Consider the following 16,178-nt stretch of genomic DNA (forward strand, 5'->3'; position numbering starts at 1 on the left):
ATGCTGGGCGCACTTAAAAAATAATGCACTCTTTGAAATAAAGAGTGCATTATTTTTTTAATATGTTAATCCCCATGACTAAAAACTCTATTTATTTAAAGTACTTACTTATTTCCTCTATTGAACTATTTAACACTGCTGCTATATTTTCTAGTTCCTTAGAATTATTTAGATTTTCATGAGATATGGTTGAAGTTTCTTCCGAACTTGCCATGGTTTCTTGAGCTATACCTGATAGATTTGTAATGTTATCATGAATTTTTTCACTGCTATCTAAAATTGCAGATACCTTAGAAACCACACCCATCATTTCCTCTTTTACTGTAGACACATTTTTCTGAATAGTTGAAAATGCTTTATTTGTATCTTTAACCAATTGTTGTTGTTCATCATTAGCATGAACTAATTCTTCTACCTCTAAAACTGATATATTAGTATCTTCCTCTAGAGACTTCAGTATATTTCCTATTTCTAGTGAGTTATTTTTACTCTCAGCTGCTAATTTCTTTATTTCATCTGCTACCACAGCAAATCCTTTTCCACTTTCACCAACCCTAGCTGCTTCAATTGCAGCATTTAATGCTAGAAGATTAGTTTGCTCTGAAATAGATGATATAACATTAGCTATTTCTGCAATATTAGATGATTTTTCAGCTAGTTCCTTCATAATGTCACTAACCTTTTTATTTTTACTCATAATATATTCACTTTTCTTAGATAATTCATGAACAATTTTTATTCCATTGTCTATCACCTCATCAGCTTCCTCAGAGAATTGTTTAACAACAGTAGTTACCTCTTCAGTCTCTGTTATCTCATGCTTTATATTATTTACTAAATTAGTCTGACTCTCAATTTCTTTGCTAGTATTAGTTGCCCCTATTGCTATTTCATCTATAGATGAATTTACAATTTCTGTACTTTGGCCTATTAAAGAAACAATTCCTCTAAGCTCATTAGATTTTTCTTTAACTGCATTATATACATTGGATAAATCTATTAACATCTTTTGTTGTATCTTACTATTTTCATTTAATTCTTCTACATTTTTATTTATATCTTTATTCATTTTAGAAATAAATTGTGTAACTATTACAAGTGTTGGCAAAAACATTATAGTAGTACCTAAAATCCCGCTTAACTCAGCACTATTTCCTAACTTTACCTGCATATATGCATATATTAGTATAGATATTAAATTTATTCCACCAACAGTAGTTATTAATTTTAAATCCAAGTATAAAACTAAGCTTAGTATAAATGGAAATCCAGCTGCAAAAGCAGATGCACAGGATGATGTGAGTAATATATATGTATCTACTAATAAAAATCCTATAGCCAAAACCCATCTCATTATGTTATTTGATGAGTTTTTCATATATAAAAATATGGCTATAACATAGGCTATACCTGCTACTAATATATTATATATTGCAAATCCAATCCTTCTATCTCCTCTATAAACTTGTAGAACTGAACCTGCTACTGTAACAAACATAATGCTCAAAAATACAATTAACATTAATTTATTTACTTTAGTAATATAATTGTTATAGTTATCTTTATGTTCATTTTTCCCCATAATAATCCCCCCATATTTTTACTTGATTGAATTATCGTACCATTGTATATACATCTTAATATATATTTTGAAAATAAAACCATAAAACAAACTACCTAAGTAATTCGCTTTATGGTTTTATATAAATAATTTAGTTTCTATCTTTTTTTCATAATCCGACCATGTATCATGTATTGTTTTATCTTTTACCTTTGATACCTTATTCATAGTAGCATCAAGATAATCTGCATAATGCACTATAAAAGCCTCTTCCGTATTTGGCCCTTTAGGAGATCCATACTCCGGTTTTCCATGATGTTGAACAATACATCCTTTAATTCGATTTTTAAAGTCCTCACTATAAAAACCAGGATTATTTTTAAATGCTTCTTCTATCATAGTTATGCCTATAACTATATGACCTTCCATTTCACCTCTAATGGTTGGTTTAAACCTTCCAATTGACGAATATTCATATATCTTTCCAATATCATGAAGTTTTGCTGCTAATATAGCAATTTCCTTATATCTACAATTATACCTATATGCAAGTTTCTTTGCCCAATAAGTTACGTTAAGAGTGTGTTCTGCAAGCCCACCTATATATGTATGGTGTTCTAACCCTCCAATCCCTTGAGAAAAATTATTTATAAATTTCTTATCATAAAAAAAATATTTATCTAAAGACATAACCTCTTCACATTTAAATTGTTGAGTTGTCATTTCTTCTAATTCATCTAATATAAATTTTACATCTCTTTTTACACAGTTCATAAAATCATTTAAATTATAACTAGATTTTGATAAATCTAGCTTCACTATACTATTATCTTTTATACTAACATTTACTACATCACCTATATTTAATACATTATTGTAATTATTTTTAACTTTAATCCTTAATTCGCCTGTAATATCTCCTAGGGTATATATTATCTCATCTTTATATATTTTTTTATCTTTAATCATAAGTAACAATTCTACTAAATCCTTATTAATACTATTAGCTACTTGAATCAAATAGATTGATTTCATAACCTCATCTCCTTATAAAGTCATCTATTATGTATCTTTTCATAAGAAGATATTTTTATTCTTTGATTCATATAATATTTTACTTATATTTATCTCCAAATTCTTCAACTAATGTAGTAACTAGTTTTTTTATATTACTTGCATGAGCTACTAAAATCATAACTAACAAGAATATTAGTATTCTTTCTTTATCTTCATTATTAAACTGGTACTTTTCCAAGTGCCTTCTAATTATTTCTTCTAAATCCTTCTCTTCCCCACTAAAAAATAATTCTATATTCTTTTGCTGTAAATCGCTAAATAATTTAAAGGTATCTTCCCATGAAAGAATATCATCCTCCCTATTATTTATATCATTAAAAGCTAATCTAAATACACTTTTTATTTCATCTGTTGTCAAAATTGGCCTCATATATCCTAATAAAACTAATTGAACTAAATGCAGTTTAGTATATCCTCTTTTTTTACCATCTTCCGGCTTAGAAATAACTTCACTCTTTATATAATTTTGAAGTATGCTATTAGTAAATTTATCATGCTTAAACTTATCGTTAAGATAATCTTTAACTTGTGATAAGAATAAATCATACTGTGGTAATTCATCATACTGTATGATACTTTTTTCAGTATTCTCACCTATCATCTCCGAAAATTTAGATACCACCTCTTGAAAAATAGTTCCACTATCTCTTTCTCTATCATTCATCTTCATCCCTCACTTCAATAACCTTTTTAATATTTAACATATTCTTGTCTTAATACTAGTTAAATATATCATAATGTAAATTTTTGTACACTGCTTCATATTAATTATAAAAGATAATGTCTATATTTACAAATATCTATAAAATAAAAGTCGAATTATTTATTCATAGATTATGAAATTAATATATATTATTCATTCAAATATAAGCACATATCAATATTATTAACAATAATCACATTTTACTAACATATTATTATAAATAATATCAACATTAGTTGTTGATTAATATCTACATGTTAATTCCTATAATTCTACTAACTTTACGCATATATATATATTATCCACATTATCCACAGATAGGTTGTGCATAATATTTTTTATTTTCTGTCTAGAACGCTGAATAATATGACTTTATCTCCTTCAAATTTTGATATTTTTTGTAGAATCAATTCACAAAGCAAATAAAATAGTATTGAAAATAAGCTTCTTTATGTTAAAATATTAAATTATAAGTTAAATTATTCATCTTTTCCTTATTATGTGATTAATACTACTATAATAGACCATATATTAATGGCATATAATGTAATTAATATATTTTTTTTATCATTTTTTATTGACTTATGATTTTTCTTGTATTATAGTTATTATATGGTATTAAATATAATATCTGCTAGCTAAATTTTATTTGATTACATAATCAAAAATATAGGAGGAATTTATTATGAAATCAACTGGTGTTGTAAGAAAAGTAGACGAGTTAGGGAGAATAGTTATCCCAGTAGAATTAAGGAGGACTTTAGATATTGACGTTAAGGATGCTCTTGAAATATACGTAGATGGTGAGCAAGTTATATTAAAGAAATATGAACCTGCATGTATCTTCTGTGGAGATGCTCGTGATGTGGTTAACTATAAATCTAAAAACATCTGTGAAAAATGTCTAAATGAATTAAAGAATCAACAATAAATAATAAAAACGTTACTNNAGTAACGTTTTTATTATTTATATCGTATATACTATATAAATCTATCTATTCACCATAAAATAAAAGACCAGTAATTAAATTACTGATCTTATCTTAAGAAATTAATATCTTCTTGCCCCTATATAATCGTATCTACTCATAGGTGATATCTTTACAACCTCATTATCTTGAGGAGCATGAAGGTAAGAATTATTACCTACATATATACCAACATGGTATGCAGATCCACCTGAACCAAAGAATACTAAATCTCCTGGTTGAGGATTAGAAACTGGCGTTCCTGCGTTCATTTGATCCTGAGCTACTCTAGGAAGACTTATTCCATTGGCAGCATAAACATATCTAGTTAAGCCTGAGCAATCAAAAGTATTAGGGCCGTTTCCACCCCATTGGTATGGAACTCCTAAAAATTTATATGCATAACCAACTATAGAGCTTCCTGAGGCATTTGGAGGTGCTATCACATTTGAGCCACCACTACCTCCTCTACTTGGTCTATTAGAGCTACTAGTATTACCATTACTAACATACTCCCTTATTTGTCTCTCCGTCTCCTTTATTTGAGCTTCATTCTCCTTCACAGCTGCGTCAAATAAGTCTCTATTCGCTTCTGCTTTAGCTAAAGCCTTTTTATGTTCTGCTCTTTTTTCTTCCAATTGAGCTAATTTTTTATTATTTTCTTCTTGTAATGCATCTAGCTTTACTTTTTCATCTTCAACAACTTTTTTATCTTTTATAAGAATTTCTATTTTTTCATTTAAACTACTAACAATTTCTTTATCAGAGCCTATCATTATATTTATGTTATTTAATCTACACATGAAATCTGATATACTCTTTGAGTTTAAAAGCGCCTCAACATAACTACCCATACCATTAATGTACATCGCTCTCATTCTCTCACTAAACATTTCATTTTGTTCTTTTATATCACTTTCAGTAGCTTGTACCTTCTTGTTGCTCTCTTCAATTTTGCCTTCTGCTTCAAGAATTTCAGCATTCAACTCTTCTATACCTATAGATATATCTTCCATCTGAGAATTTACTGACTGTATTGAAGCTTCTATCTCATCGACTTGCTCTTGAGCACTTTTATAGTTGTTTTTATTTTCTTCTAACTTTTGCTCATATGTTGACCTATCACTGTTTGGATCTGCAAATGCACTAGTTCCAATACAAGAAATAGACAATGCTAAAGCAAGTACTAATGATATACTCTTCTTATTCAAAAAAATTCCCTCCCCCTCATTTATAAATCTCATTTACCATTATAACACTATAATGATTGTTATCTCAAGTAATTTAGAAAAAAAATGAGACAACCATCTATTTTTTAATAGATATACAGTAAATATATTCAATATAAATTATCATATTCCTTCTAATTTGAAAAGTTTTTCAAAATGCTTTTGTTTATATATCAATTCCAAACTTATATACCTCTGATTTGTGTAGGTTTCTTTCCTTTGCAACTTTTTTTATTGCTTCTTTTTTATTTAATCCTTGATTTATATAATCTATTATATGCTCCTCAATACTCATATCTACCCACTTAGACTTCATTTCTTCCATAATCTCAATCTCACTTTTTCCTTCTAACACTAGTACATATTCACCCTTTGGCTTATTTTCTTTATAATGGTCTATACACTCTTCTAATGTTCCCCTTAATATAGTTTCATGAAGCTTTGTAAGCTCCTTGCATATTGCAATATTTCTATTACCTAAGTTATCTTTTAAGAAATTTAAAGTGGACTCTAATCTGTGCGGCGCCTCATAGAATATTAAAGTTTCTTGCCTATCTGTTAACCCCTCTATAACTTCTTTTCTATCCTTATTCTCTCTAGATAAGAATCCTATAAATAAAAATTTATCTGTATTTAGTCCAGAATAAACTAGTGCAGTAGTAATTGCTGTTGCTCCAGGATACACTTCAAATTCTATATTTTCTTCAATACATCTTTTCACTATAATAGCACCTGGATCTGAAATTCCTGGAGTGCCTGCATCGCTTATTATGGCTATATTTTTTCCTTCTATTAATCTATTTATTATATCCTCACTTTTCCCATTCTCATTATGTTTATGATAACTTATCAATGTTTTTCTTATGTTAAAATGATTTAAAAGCTTTAAACTCTGTCTTGTATCTTCACATGCAATTATATCTACACTTTTTAAAGTTTCAAGAGCCCTAAGAGTTATATCTTTTAGATTTCCTATTGGAGTAGGTATTAAATATAATTTACCACTCACTTTTACTCACCTCTTCTATTTTTTGTCTTATTAATCTAACCATTGTGAATTATACATTGCTTTAATTTCCTCTGAATAAGAATCATCCTCCATATGTACATATAATGGGTCTTCTATTTTTAAGAATGCTCCCCCATCCCTTTGTCCTTCTACTAATAATATATTAGGCGCCTTTCCTGGTTTAGGATGAATAAATCTTATTCTCTTTGGTTCTATTTTATACTTTCTCATAAGAGTAAATATATCTACTATTCTATCTGGTCTATGTACCATAAAAAATTTCCCATTATCCTTTAATAACGTCCTAGCTGCCACTATAACATCTTCTAATGTGCAACATACCTCATGTCTAGCAATGGCATTCTTATCACTTTCATTGAGTATTCCAGAGCTATATAACTTATACGGTGGATTTACAGTAACTATATCTACTCTACCTAATGATTTTAAAAGTTCCTTATCCTTTAAATCCCCATCTACGAACTTAATTTCATCACTAAAATTATTATACATAGCACTTCTATTTGCCATTTCAGCAAACTCGCCTTGTATCTCTACACCCTTTATTACTCCACATTGACTCTTCCCTTTAATTATAAATGGAATTATTCCTGTTCCACTACACAAGTCAATAACAGTTGCATTTCTTTTTACCTTAGCAAAATTGGCTAAAAGTACTGCATCAACTCCAAATCTAAATCCCTCTTTTTTTTGTATGATATGAATACCCTTTAATTGTAAGTCATCTAACGTTTCATCTATGTTTATTAAACTCATAATATAAAATTCCTTTCTAATACCCAAATTACACATATCTTATTATATAATAAGTTGCTATGTTTTTCATCTTATCCATAATATCTATAATATAACTACTAATTATCCTAAAATATACTTTGAAAATTACAAAATCCCCTTGAATAGTTATAAATTTTTAACCATCAAGGGGAAACATTTTTATTTTTACATACTATAATATAGGGGGATGCAATATGTTTTTTTAGCATTTTATAAATAATATATGCTAAATAAGACATATTGCATTTAGGGTTTATATTTATGATTTAATTTGTCATTTATCCAATGACTACTAGCTCTAATATATCCATCTTATTCAAAGTGGGAGTAAAGAACTACTACGTCCCTGGATAACGATTTCTAGAGCTTCAAAGAAGCTAAGAACTCTGTTTATATTATTACCAGTATCAATAGGAATATACAGTTATATTTAATTTATTACTTAAGTAGTAGTAATAACTAATAGTTTAATTTAATATAATACAATAATCATTCAGTATAATCAATTAAGAAAGGTTTGCATTATGGAAATATTATTTTACCCCTTTTCATCAATAGATTTTCAATCAAGTACTTCTATATTGTTAGATGCATCATTTCTGTTAAGTCTAGTTTATGATGATGATATAAAACATACTGAATGTATAGAAGTATTCAGAATATTACTCAATAACCAGTGCAAACTTTTAGTTACAAATATAATTTCTGCTGAAGTTTTAAATCAAATTATGTATAAAATATTTATGATAGATATACGTCACAAAATTGATAAAGAAAGCGCGTTTAATTCTCAAACAAATATAAAACAAATTATATCATCCTTTAGTAAATATGACAGAAAAATTATAAAGGATAAAAGAATAGATAAGCTGAGAGAAATTCCATATAAAAAGTATTTTGATAACCTATCTAAAAACAGTTCTAAAAGAGATCTTCTAAGTATTTATTATAAGACTGCTGTAACCATGCACAATCAACTTGAAAACACCGTTAAATACGAATATGTTGAAATAAATAAGCTCTGTATGAGTAAGACTAAAGAAATAATGATTAAAAACCTATTGTCTATAAATGATGCTACTCATATAGCTACTTGTATATGTCATAATATACATTATTTATTAACTCTAGATAGTGACTTTGTTTATGCCAATTGTGATTCTGTTAAAATATTAAAAATATAGCCATGTAGTATTTCTACATGGCTATATTTCAGCCTATAAACCCTTAAAACTGTTTTATAGGCTATGGTATTACTTCAGATATCTCCTTAATCTAAAGTTAATTTATTCATATATTATTTATTAGGTATACATAACGTGTCTTCAACTTTTATTGTATTCTCATTTAGGTTATTATGTGCTTTAATTAATTCAATTCCATCCATTATATCCATATTGGATAAATACTCCTTAGATATGCTAAATAATGTATCGCCTGATTTAACAACATACTTAATGTGATCAGTATGTTCTGCTGCATTAGCTGAAGCTACCTCTTCTGATTTTTGGTCTGATTTTTTTTCTCCTGTTACCAATGAAGTTTCATAAGATATAATAAGTTTTTGTCCTGATGAAATAATATCATCTTTACTCATATTATTCCTTGTTAATATTTCTGCTACTACTTCATTTGGGTCAGAGCTTGGCATATAAGTTCTAGCTATACTATAAAGTGTATCATTAGCTTTTACTGTATAGTATCCTTCTTTTACTTCTTCCATACCTGTATCTTTTTTATCTTCTTGTTCTAGTGTAGTTTTATCATTGACCTTTGTGCTATCAGTATTCTCTTTATTTTCATTTATAGCTTCATTAGTCTTTGAGTCAGTGGTTGTAGCTGGTTTGTTACTAGTTTCTTTATTTTGATCTTTATTTCCTATATAGCTTACAGAAAAAAATATTCCACCCAAAACAATTGCACAGCTTATAGCTATTATTATTTGTTTTTTAAATTTCATAATTAACACCTCTCTATATTTTAATACTACTATTTAAATAATTAACAAATTTATATAAAATATACATGTTTAATTAATTTTGCTTATTTTTATGAAAAAAAATCCTTGTAGCTTTATATCTACAAGGATTCTGAGTAATTATATAACTGTGTAACCACTATTCTCTATGGATTCAATTATATCCTCTATGTTTATAAAATAATTGTCATAAACAATTTCTACTTCTTTTTTAACTTTGTGTATTCCACAGGCTATAACCCCTTCATTGGCGGATATGGCATTCTTAACTCTTGTAACATCTTTACTTGTAACCATATCACAAACTTTAAGTGTAGTCTTCATATCCTTCCTCCTAATTTTCTTTAAATAGCTCTTTAATTAACGTAGGGTCTTCAGCTTGATTTTCTAACTCCTTTAAATCAATTTCATTAATTATATCTTCATAGCTACCAGATATTAATGTTAAATCATTTATACTAACTACTTTAATATCATCTTCACCATCTTTTATGTTTACTTTTACTTTTACCGCCTCTTTAACTACACTATTAGAAACTACTTCTCCTTTTCCATAGCATGTATCTACTATAGAACCTACCTTCGGCAATCTTTTTCTTATTCCTTCATATGTTTCTTGTTCATAATTTAAACAACACATAAGTCTTCCACATATTCCTGATATTTTAGTCGGGTTTAAAGATAGGTTTTGTTCCTTTGCCATTTTTATTGATACTGGGGCAAATTCACCTAAAAATGTAGAGCAACATAGACTTCTTCCACAAGGTCCAAGACCTCCAGTCATCTTAGCTTCATCCCTAACCCCAATTTGTCTTAATTCTATTCTAGTTCTAAAAATTGATGCTAGATCCTTAACTAATTCCCTGAAATCTACTCTACCATCTGCTGTAAAATAGAATATTACTTTATTATTGTCAAAAGTATATTCTACATCTATAAGCTTCATAGTTAAATCATGAGCCTTTATTTTCTCAAGACATATCTTAAAAGCTTCTTCTTCCTTTTCTTTATTAGTTTTATTTGAATTTATATCTTCCTCCAAAGCTTTCCTTATTACATTCTTTAAAGGAGCTACAATTTCACCTTCTCTGAGTTCCTTCATGCCAACTACACACTCACCAAACTCAATTCCTCTTGCGGTTTCAACAACTACAAAGTCACCCTTTTTTATATCCAAATCACCAGGATTAAAATAATATATCTTACCTGCTTTTTTAAATCTTACTCCTATTACTGTTATCATATTTAAACCTCCTGCATTCTCAAAACCATCGTTATAAATGCCAATGACGAGTTTACATTATTTTTTAAAGTTTTTCTTGTATCATCTATAACTTTAATCATACCATTTAATTTACTTAATGAAAATATATTAACTAAATCTTTAATATCTGATATTTTATCAATATTTATTATAAGCTCTTCATCTCCAACTTCTTTATAAATAATTATATCTCTTATTATAGTTATAATTACATCTAAAATTTCCTCTTCCATATTTCTATTATCATTAAAAAACTTTTCATACAATAAAGAGGTTTCATAATCTTTATCCTTAATTTTATATATAAGTTCAAAAATTGTATTTCTTATTAAACTAAAATCCTCATTTTCTATTAAACTCTCTGCTTTTCCTGGTATTCCTTTTGCAAAAGAAATAGCCACTAACATCTTATTTTCTTCAATTTCTGTGTATCTATTCTTAAGAAATAAAATCATCTCTTCCTTTGATAGTGGTTTTAGTTTATGTATACCACACCTGGATTTAATTGTATCCAACATGCTTTCTAATTCTTCACACAATATAAATATATAAACATTAGCCGGTGGTTCTTCTATAGTCTTTAAAAATGCATTTTGTGCCTGAAATGTAATCTTATCACCGTTGTCTATGATAATAACCTTTCTATCCCTCTCAAAAGGTTTCTTATTACATTCTTCTATAATACTCCTAATAGTATTCACTCCTATAGATACTTTTCCCTTATCTAAAGACCAATTAATTATATCTACATGTTCTCTTACTTCATCTATTCCTAAGAGCTTTGATGCTATAAATTTAGCTAAGACACTTTTCCCTATACCTTTTTCTCCAACTAGTATATGAGCATGAGTAAATTTATTATTATTAATTGCTTCAATTAAGCTATTTCTTATATTTTCATGACCTATCATACTCATTTGCTCCTTCCTATATAATAAATAATGTACAATAAGTTTAACCTATTGTACATTATTTTACTTAAATATATTATACTCTTAAAAACTTATCTACATCAACAACAAATATAGTAGCACCACCTATATTTACCTCTACAGGATACGGAACATATACTCCTGTAGATCCAGCAACCGGAGAAGGTGATGATATAAGTTGTTTTCTAACTTTGCAGATTTCTTCTATATATCCTAAAACAGTATCAACTTTCTCTACCTCTACACCTATCATTAATGTGGTATTTCCAGCTTTTAAAAATCCACCTGTAGTTGCAAGCTTTGTAACCCTTAACCCATTCTCTGTTAAGATATCGATTAAATCCATAGCATCGTCATCTTGAACTATCGCAATTATTAATTTCATATAATACCCCTCCTAAATATTTATTTATGCTCTATATAGGATTCAACTCTATTTACTATGTCCCTATGAATATTTTCTATAGAGTCATCTCCATTTATTAATTCTATTTTATCATAAATACTACTAATTTTTGAATATCCTTCAAAAACTTTTTTATGAAAATCCATACCAACATTCTCAAGTCTATCTAATTCCTGTTGATTTTTCTTTCTTTCAATTCCTTTATCATATGGAATACTTATCATAAATACTAAATCCGCTTCAAGTCCGCCTAAAGCACAATCATTTATAGATTTGACAGTATCTATTCCTAAATCTCTAGCAATTCCTTGATAAACTATAGATGAATATACAAATCTATCACATAAGACTACCTTCCCTTGAGCAATTGCAGGCTTTATTACTTCTTTTATAAGTTGAGCCCTCGCCGCAGCATATAGTAAAGCCTCACACATGTTATCCATTTCTTGGTTAGCATTATCTAAAATTACCTCCCTAATTTTTTCGCCAATTTTAGTTCCTCCTGGTTCTCTCGTTCTTATAACTCCAATACCCTTATCCACAAAATATTTCTCTAATAATTCTATTTGTGTAGATTTTCCACTACCATCTGGACCTTCTAATGCTATTAATAACCCTTTATTCAAAAAACTTACCTCCAAACTTATCTTTTCCTATAGTTTTTATCCGATGACTCTCAGCTCTAATCCCCCTCTTCTTCAAAAGTGGTAAAGAGTTGCTACGTTACTAGATAACGATTTCTAAGCTTCAAAGAAGCTAAGAAATCTGTTTATGCTACTTTATTATAATTAAGTTATTTTCCTTCACTCCTAATAATGTAACATTATTATCTATATAATATCCTATTGTATCAATAATATCTTTTGTAATAATCTCTCCTGGCATTATTAGTGGTACCCCAGGTGGATATGGGACAATAGCTTGTCCGCACACTTTATTTATGGAATCTTTAATACTACACTCAACTTTTTTCATATTTAGAGTTTCCCATGGTAATTTATCTATTAGTGGAATTTCAAACTGCATCGGCTTTACATATTGATCTATTAAAGTATCCTTATTGCACTCTTTTAGTATTCTATAAAGTTTATCAAAATCATCTCTTGTGTTTGAAGTAGCAAAAATCAATACTACATTTCTTGAGTCACTCATTTCACATTGAATCTTATTAGCTTTTAAATAATCTAGTAATAGATGTCCACTAAATCCTTTAGGTACATTTATAATATATCTAGTTTTATCTATATATACCTTATTTCTTGTTGATAAACTTTTCTTAATTATATCATGCTCATCTATTATATGATAAAAACCAATGTGATTTATTTTTTTTCTATATTCCTCACATAAATTAATTAATATACTGTAATCCTTACTTCCATACTTCTGTAAATAATATCTACTATAATCCATGCTGGCAAGAAATAAATATGAAGGACTCGTTGTCAAAAACACGCTAGTATAGAAGTTAACCTCATCTAAAAGCTCATCACAATTAACGTGTAAAAATGATGTTTGTGTTAAGCTTGGTAATGTTTTATGAGCACTTTGAACAACCATATCACAACCTAGCTTAAGCGGATTATCAGGTAATTCATCTATAACTCCAAAATGTGCTCCATGAGCACAATCTATTAATACCTTCATATTATATTTCTTGGCTTCTTTTACTATTTCATCTAATTCTGTACATATGCCATAATAATTAGGGTATGTTAATAATATTCCCCTAGCATCTTGATTTTCCTTTATTAATTTAAATAGATGCTTCTTATTAATAGAAAAAGGAGCATCATATTTTTCACTTACCTCATTCATAGCATATATAGGCTTTAATTTACGTAATATTATACTATTGAATACTGATCTATGACAGTTTCTTTCTACAATTATTTTATCGCCTTCTTTAAATGTAGCAAATATCATAATCATGTTTCCTGATGTACTTCCATTAACTAAAAAGTAAGATTTTTTACTCCCATAGTAATTAGCAAGTTGTTCTTGTCCTTCTTTTATTATGCCGGTAGGATTATGAAGATTATCTAAATCCTCTACCTCAGTAATATCAAATTTAATGAAATTATCTAATAAAATCTTTCCTTCTTTTGTATCTTCATATGCTTTTCCCATTTTATGTCCAGGCATAGCAAAATAGCTATTTTCTTCTTTTTTATATTTCAATAGTGCGTCTACTATCGGTAATCTTGGCACTTATCATTCACTCCTCTTGGTATAAGTTGAACTATATTCTTTTTAATACAGTTCTTATAAAATTCATAAAAATCTGTACTAGCTTCTATTGTTAATAATCTTCTTTCACAGTTCTCACAAATTCTTCGTCCATATATAAGTATACCATTATCTAGAGGCTTTCTGCATATAATACATTCCTTATTCATATTTTTCCCCCTCAAAATTTATCCAATAGAAATTGTTATTCTATTATTATATCGTCTTTGAATAAGTCAACTTAGTTAAAATAGAGTAATCCTTCTAAGTTTTATTCATGTTAAGACTGTCTTAATTATCGCCCCTTATAATATATTTTATTCATAAAATTCTTTTTTTTATTTTGTCCAAAAAAAAAATTTCATCTTATAATTCATACTTTTTCTACTTTAAATAACATCAAGTATACTGTTAATAAATTAATAAACCCATATACCTATTAATCTACATAAATTGTCTAATTCCCTTGTATTTATAAATACTTTTAATAAAAAACTTATTACAAATATATATACTATTAAAATACTATTTATCTATAAATTTGTTACTGGATAATATAGAGATATGTGCACATACTAATTACATAAGGGTAGATATTGATAATATTAGTATCTATAAAATTGTAGGGAGGGTTACAATTGAAACAAAATGTTCTAAGCTTTTTATCTACTATAAAATCTGAAATCCTAGGTATTAATAAATTTTTATATGAAAATAGTGAAAACTGTTTTAATGAATATAAATCATCAGATTACATTATAAAACTATTACAGAAATATAATTTTAATATTGAAAAAAACTTCATAGATATTCCAACTGCATTTCGTGCCAGAATTGGACACAATCATCCTGAGATATGTTTTATATGTAAATACAGTAGTGGAAGTGATGATGGTCATGTTTTTGGTAATAATGCGAATGCTACTATGTGTTTAGGCGCAGCCATAGGTTTATCTTCTATCATTGACAAAATAGGAGGTTCTGTTCTAGTAATCGGATGTCCAGGGAAATACTCTAATGGTTCAGAAATTATAATGACAAAAGAAAATGTGTTTGAAAATTGTAGTGTAATTTTTGCTCCTCATGTGGATATTATCACATCTATTAATAATACTTCACAAGCATGCACAACCTTACAGCTTGATTATAATAATTTACTTGTTTCTAATGATAATGCTAATCAAAGTTCATTAGATGTTTGTCTACATACAGTACACTTTATAAACGAGTTAGTTAAAAACATCTCAAAAGAATGTTATATAGATCATTTAAATCTTACTTGTGATAATGCATTAATTGAATATCCTTCATCTGCTAAGGTTAAATTTGAAATAAAATCAAAAAATAATAAATTATGTCACAAAATCGAAGAAAATATAAGAAGCTATATTAAATGCATAGAAGATATTATAAATATAGATTGCTCTATTAAGTTAATTGAGCTTCCTTGCAAAGAACTTTTAGATAATAAAGTAGTAAATAAATTATTTGAAAATAACTTAAAAGAAACCGGATTAATTGAAATGAACTACGGAAAAAAAATGCTATACCCCTTGGGAATTGGTACTGTAAGTCATACTACACCTACTATATACCCGTCTATATCAATAGTAAATGATCCATCAATTCATTGTCCATCAAAAAAGTTTATGGATTTAACATTAACAGAATATGCTCAATGTAATATATGGAAGGCTGTTGAAGCCTTAATTTTAACTTCTATAGATTTAATTGAACGCAAAGATTTAATCCATGAAAGCACTACCTCTCTCTCTAAAAACATTTCTAAACCTTTATAATGTAGTAAAAGTAAATTCTGATGTAACATAATATATAAAAATTTACATACTAAATCTAATAATTATATAATATAATTTAATGCACAAAATAAAAAGACTTGTAAACATATTATTTACAAGTCTTTTTGGAGGCGCCACCCAGATTTGAACTGGGGATAAAGGCTTTGCAGGCCTCTGCCTTACCACTTGGCTATAGCGCCAAACTGGTGGCTCGAGCAGGAATCG

Annotated in this window: 17 protein-coding genes and 1 tRNA gene; 3 read left to right on the forward strand and 15 right to left on the reverse strand. The window is 27.9% G+C overall.

Going from position 1 to position 16,178, the window contains the following annotated elements:
* Nucleotides 1-91 precede the first annotated feature (91 nt).
* The 3 genes from B3630_RS10615 to B3630_RS10625 all read right to left on the reverse strand — a co-directional run bounded on the left by B3630_RS10615 (nt 92) and on the right by B3630_RS10625 (nt 3,239).
* Nucleotides 92-1,582, reverse strand: coding sequence for a methyl-accepting chemotaxis protein (locus tag B3630_RS10615; RefSeq protein WP_346897974.1), 1,491 nt, complete (start codon nt 1,580-1,582; stop codon nt 92-94).
* Between the two features lie 117 nt (nt 1,583-1,699).
* Nucleotides 1,700-2,596 (reverse strand): HD domain-containing protein, encoded by an 897-nt coding sequence (locus tag B3630_RS10620; RefSeq protein WP_346897976.1) that lies wholly within the window; start codon nt 2,594-2,596, stop codon nt 1,700-1,702.
* A gap of 79 nt (nt 2,597-2,675) precedes the next feature.
* Complete coding sequence (locus B3630_RS10625; RefSeq protein ID WP_414632643.1) at nt 2,676-3,239, reverse strand: DUF1836 domain-containing protein; 564 nt, start codon at nt 3,237-3,239, stop codon at nt 2,676-2,678.
* A gap of 787 nt (nt 3,240-4,026) precedes the next feature.
* Here B3630_RS10625 and B3630_RS10630 point away from each other — a divergent pair.
* Nucleotides 4,027-4,272: an AbrB/MazE/SpoVT family DNA-binding domain-containing protein gene (locus B3630_RS10630; protein WP_346897978.1), complete on the forward strand. Its 246-nt coding sequence runs from the start codon at nt 4,027-4,029 to the stop codon at nt 4,270-4,272.
* 120 nt (nt 4,273-4,392) lie between these two features.
* Here the strand turns inward: B3630_RS10630 and B3630_RS10635 are convergent, their stop codons facing one another.
* The 3 genes from B3630_RS10635 to B3630_RS10645 form a co-directional block, all read right to left on the reverse strand.
* Nucleotides 4,393-5,520 carry an NlpC/P60 family protein gene (locus B3630_RS10635; protein ID WP_346897980.1) on the reverse strand — a complete coding sequence of 376 codons (1,128 nt, stop codon included), beginning with the start codon at nt 5,518-5,520 and terminating at the stop codon, nt 4,393-4,395.
* Between the two features lie 184 nt (nt 5,521-5,704).
* Nucleotides 5,705-6,547, reverse strand: coding sequence for a 16S rRNA (cytidine(1402)-2'-O)-methyltransferase (gene rsmI / locus B3630_RS10640; protein WP_346897982.1), 843 nt, complete (start codon nt 6,545-6,547; stop codon nt 5,705-5,707).
* Nucleotides 6,548-6,577: 30 nt separating this feature from the next.
* Nucleotides 6,578-7,324 (reverse strand): tRNA1(Val) (adenine(37)-N6)-methyltransferase, encoded by a 747-nt coding sequence (locus tag B3630_RS10645; protein ID WP_346870929.1) that lies wholly within the window; start codon nt 7,322-7,324, stop codon nt 6,578-6,580.
* A gap of 545 nt (nt 7,325-7,869) precedes the next feature.
* Between B3630_RS10645 and B3630_RS10650 the strand changes: the two genes are divergently transcribed.
* Complete coding sequence (locus B3630_RS10650) at nt 7,870-8,529, forward strand: type II toxin-antitoxin system VapC family toxin (RefSeq protein ID WP_035130799.1); 660 nt, start codon at nt 7,870-7,872, stop codon at nt 8,527-8,529.
* A gap of 113 nt (nt 8,530-8,642) precedes the next feature.
* On the opposite strand, the gene B3630_RS10655 is transcribed toward B3630_RS10650, so the two are convergent.
* The 8 genes from B3630_RS10655 to B3630_RS10690 form a co-directional block, all read right to left on the reverse strand.
* Complete coding sequence (locus tag B3630_RS10655; protein WP_346897984.1) at nt 8,643-9,305, reverse strand: LysM peptidoglycan-binding domain-containing protein; 663 nt, start codon at nt 9,303-9,305, stop codon at nt 8,643-8,645.
* A gap of 138 nt (nt 9,306-9,443) precedes the next feature.
* Nucleotides 9,444-9,647, reverse strand: coding sequence for a heavy-metal-associated domain-containing protein (locus B3630_RS10660; protein WP_346846916.1), 204 nt, complete (start codon nt 9,645-9,647; stop codon nt 9,444-9,446).
* 10 nt (nt 9,648-9,657) lie between these two features.
* A complete protein-coding gene (locus B3630_RS10665) occupies nt 9,658-10,566 on the reverse strand; it encodes a stage 0 sporulation family protein (RefSeq protein WP_346897986.1) in 909 nt (302 codons plus the stop codon).
* A gap of 2 nt (nt 10,567-10,568) precedes the next feature.
* Entirely contained in the window at nt 10,569-11,504 is a 936-nt protein-coding gene (locus tag B3630_RS10670) for a DNA polymerase III subunit delta' (protein ID WP_346897988.1), read from the reverse strand.
* Between the two features lie 70 nt (nt 11,505-11,574).
* Nucleotides 11,575-11,904: a cyclic-di-AMP receptor gene (locus B3630_RS10675; RefSeq protein WP_035130781.1), complete on the reverse strand. Its 330-nt coding sequence runs from the start codon at nt 11,902-11,904 to the stop codon at nt 11,575-11,577.
* A 20-nt stretch (nt 11,905-11,924) separates the two neighbouring features.
* Nucleotides 11,925-12,551, reverse strand: a complete 627-nt coding sequence (gene tmk, locus B3630_RS10680) for a dTMP kinase (RefSeq protein ID WP_346897990.1) — start codon at nt 12,549-12,551, stop codon at nt 11,925-11,927.
* 148 nt (nt 12,552-12,699) lie between these two features.
* Nucleotides 12,700-14,136, reverse strand: coding sequence for an aminotransferase class I/II-fold pyridoxal phosphate-dependent enzyme (locus tag B3630_RS10685; RefSeq protein WP_346897992.1), 1,437 nt, complete (start codon nt 14,134-14,136; stop codon nt 12,700-12,702).
* Nucleotides 14,118-14,324 (reverse strand): sigma factor G inhibitor Gin, encoded by a 207-nt coding sequence (locus tag B3630_RS10690; protein WP_346897994.1) that lies wholly within the window; start codon nt 14,322-14,324, stop codon nt 14,118-14,120. The genes B3630_RS10685 and B3630_RS10690 overlap by 19 nt, the downstream gene beginning before the upstream one ends.
* Before the next feature lie 468 nt (nt 14,325-14,792).
* Between B3630_RS10690 and B3630_RS10695 the strand changes: the two genes are divergently transcribed.
* Nucleotides 14,793-15,953 (forward strand): hypothetical protein, encoded by a 1,161-nt coding sequence (locus B3630_RS10695; RefSeq protein WP_346897996.1) that lies wholly within the window; start codon nt 14,793-14,795, stop codon nt 15,951-15,953.
* Between the two features lie 126 nt (nt 15,954-16,079).
* On the opposite strand, the gene B3630_RS10700 is transcribed toward B3630_RS10695, so the two are convergent.
* Nucleotides 16,080-16,153 (reverse strand) — tRNA-Cys (locus tag B3630_RS10700).
* Nucleotides 16,154-16,178: the final 25 nt, after the last annotated feature.

It is taken from the genome of Clostridium sp. UBA7503 (genome assembly GCF_002477055.1).
Lineage (GTDB): Bacteria > Bacillota > Clostridia > Clostridiales > Clostridiaceae > Clostridium_J > Clostridium_J sulfidigenes.

Excerpts from the sequence above, each read along its gene's own strand:
- B3630_RS10615 (WP_346897974.1), bottom strand. The coding sequence starts at position 1,582 with ATGGGGAAAAATGAACATAAAGATAACTATAACAATTATATTACTAAA.
- B3630_RS10620 (WP_346897976.1), bottom strand. The coding sequence starts at position 2,596 with ATGAAATCAATCTATTTGATTCAAGTAGCTAATAGTATTAATAAGGAT.
- B3630_RS10625 (WP_414632643.1), bottom strand. The coding sequence starts at position 3,239 with ATGATAGGTGAGAATACTGAAAAAAGTATCATACAGTATGATGAATTA.
- B3630_RS10630 (WP_346897978.1), top strand. The coding sequence starts at position 4,027 with ATGAAATCAACTGGTGTTGTAAGAAAAGTAGACGAGTTAGGGAGAATA.
- B3630_RS10645 (WP_346870929.1), bottom strand. The coding sequence starts at position 7,324 with ATGAGTTTAATAAACATAGATGAAACGTTAGATGACTTACAATTAAAG.
- B3630_RS10650 (WP_035130799.1), top strand. The coding sequence starts at position 7,870 with ATGGAAATATTATTTTACCCCTTTTCATCAATAGATTTTCAATCAAGT.
- B3630_RS10655 (WP_346897984.1), bottom strand. The coding sequence starts at position 9,305 with ATGAAATTTAAAAAACAAATAATAATAGCTATAAGCTGTGCAATTGTT.
- B3630_RS10660 (WP_346846916.1), bottom strand. The coding sequence starts at position 9,647 with ATGAAGACTACACTTAAAGTTTGTGATATGGTTACAAGTAAAGATGTT.
- B3630_RS10665 (WP_346897986.1), bottom strand. The coding sequence starts at position 10,566 with ATGATAACAGTAATAGGAGTAAGATTTAAAAAAGCAGGTAAGATATAT.
- B3630_RS10670 (WP_346897988.1), bottom strand. The coding sequence starts at position 11,504 with ATGAGTATGATAGGTCATGAAAATATAAGAAATAGCTTAATTGAAGCA.
- B3630_RS10675 (WP_035130781.1), bottom strand. The coding sequence starts at position 11,904 with ATGAAATTAATAATTGCGATAGTTCAAGATGACGATGCTATGGATTTA.
- B3630_RS10690 (WP_346897994.1), bottom strand. The coding sequence starts at position 14,324 with ATGAATAAGGAATGTATTATATGCAGAAAGCCTCTAGATAATGGTATA.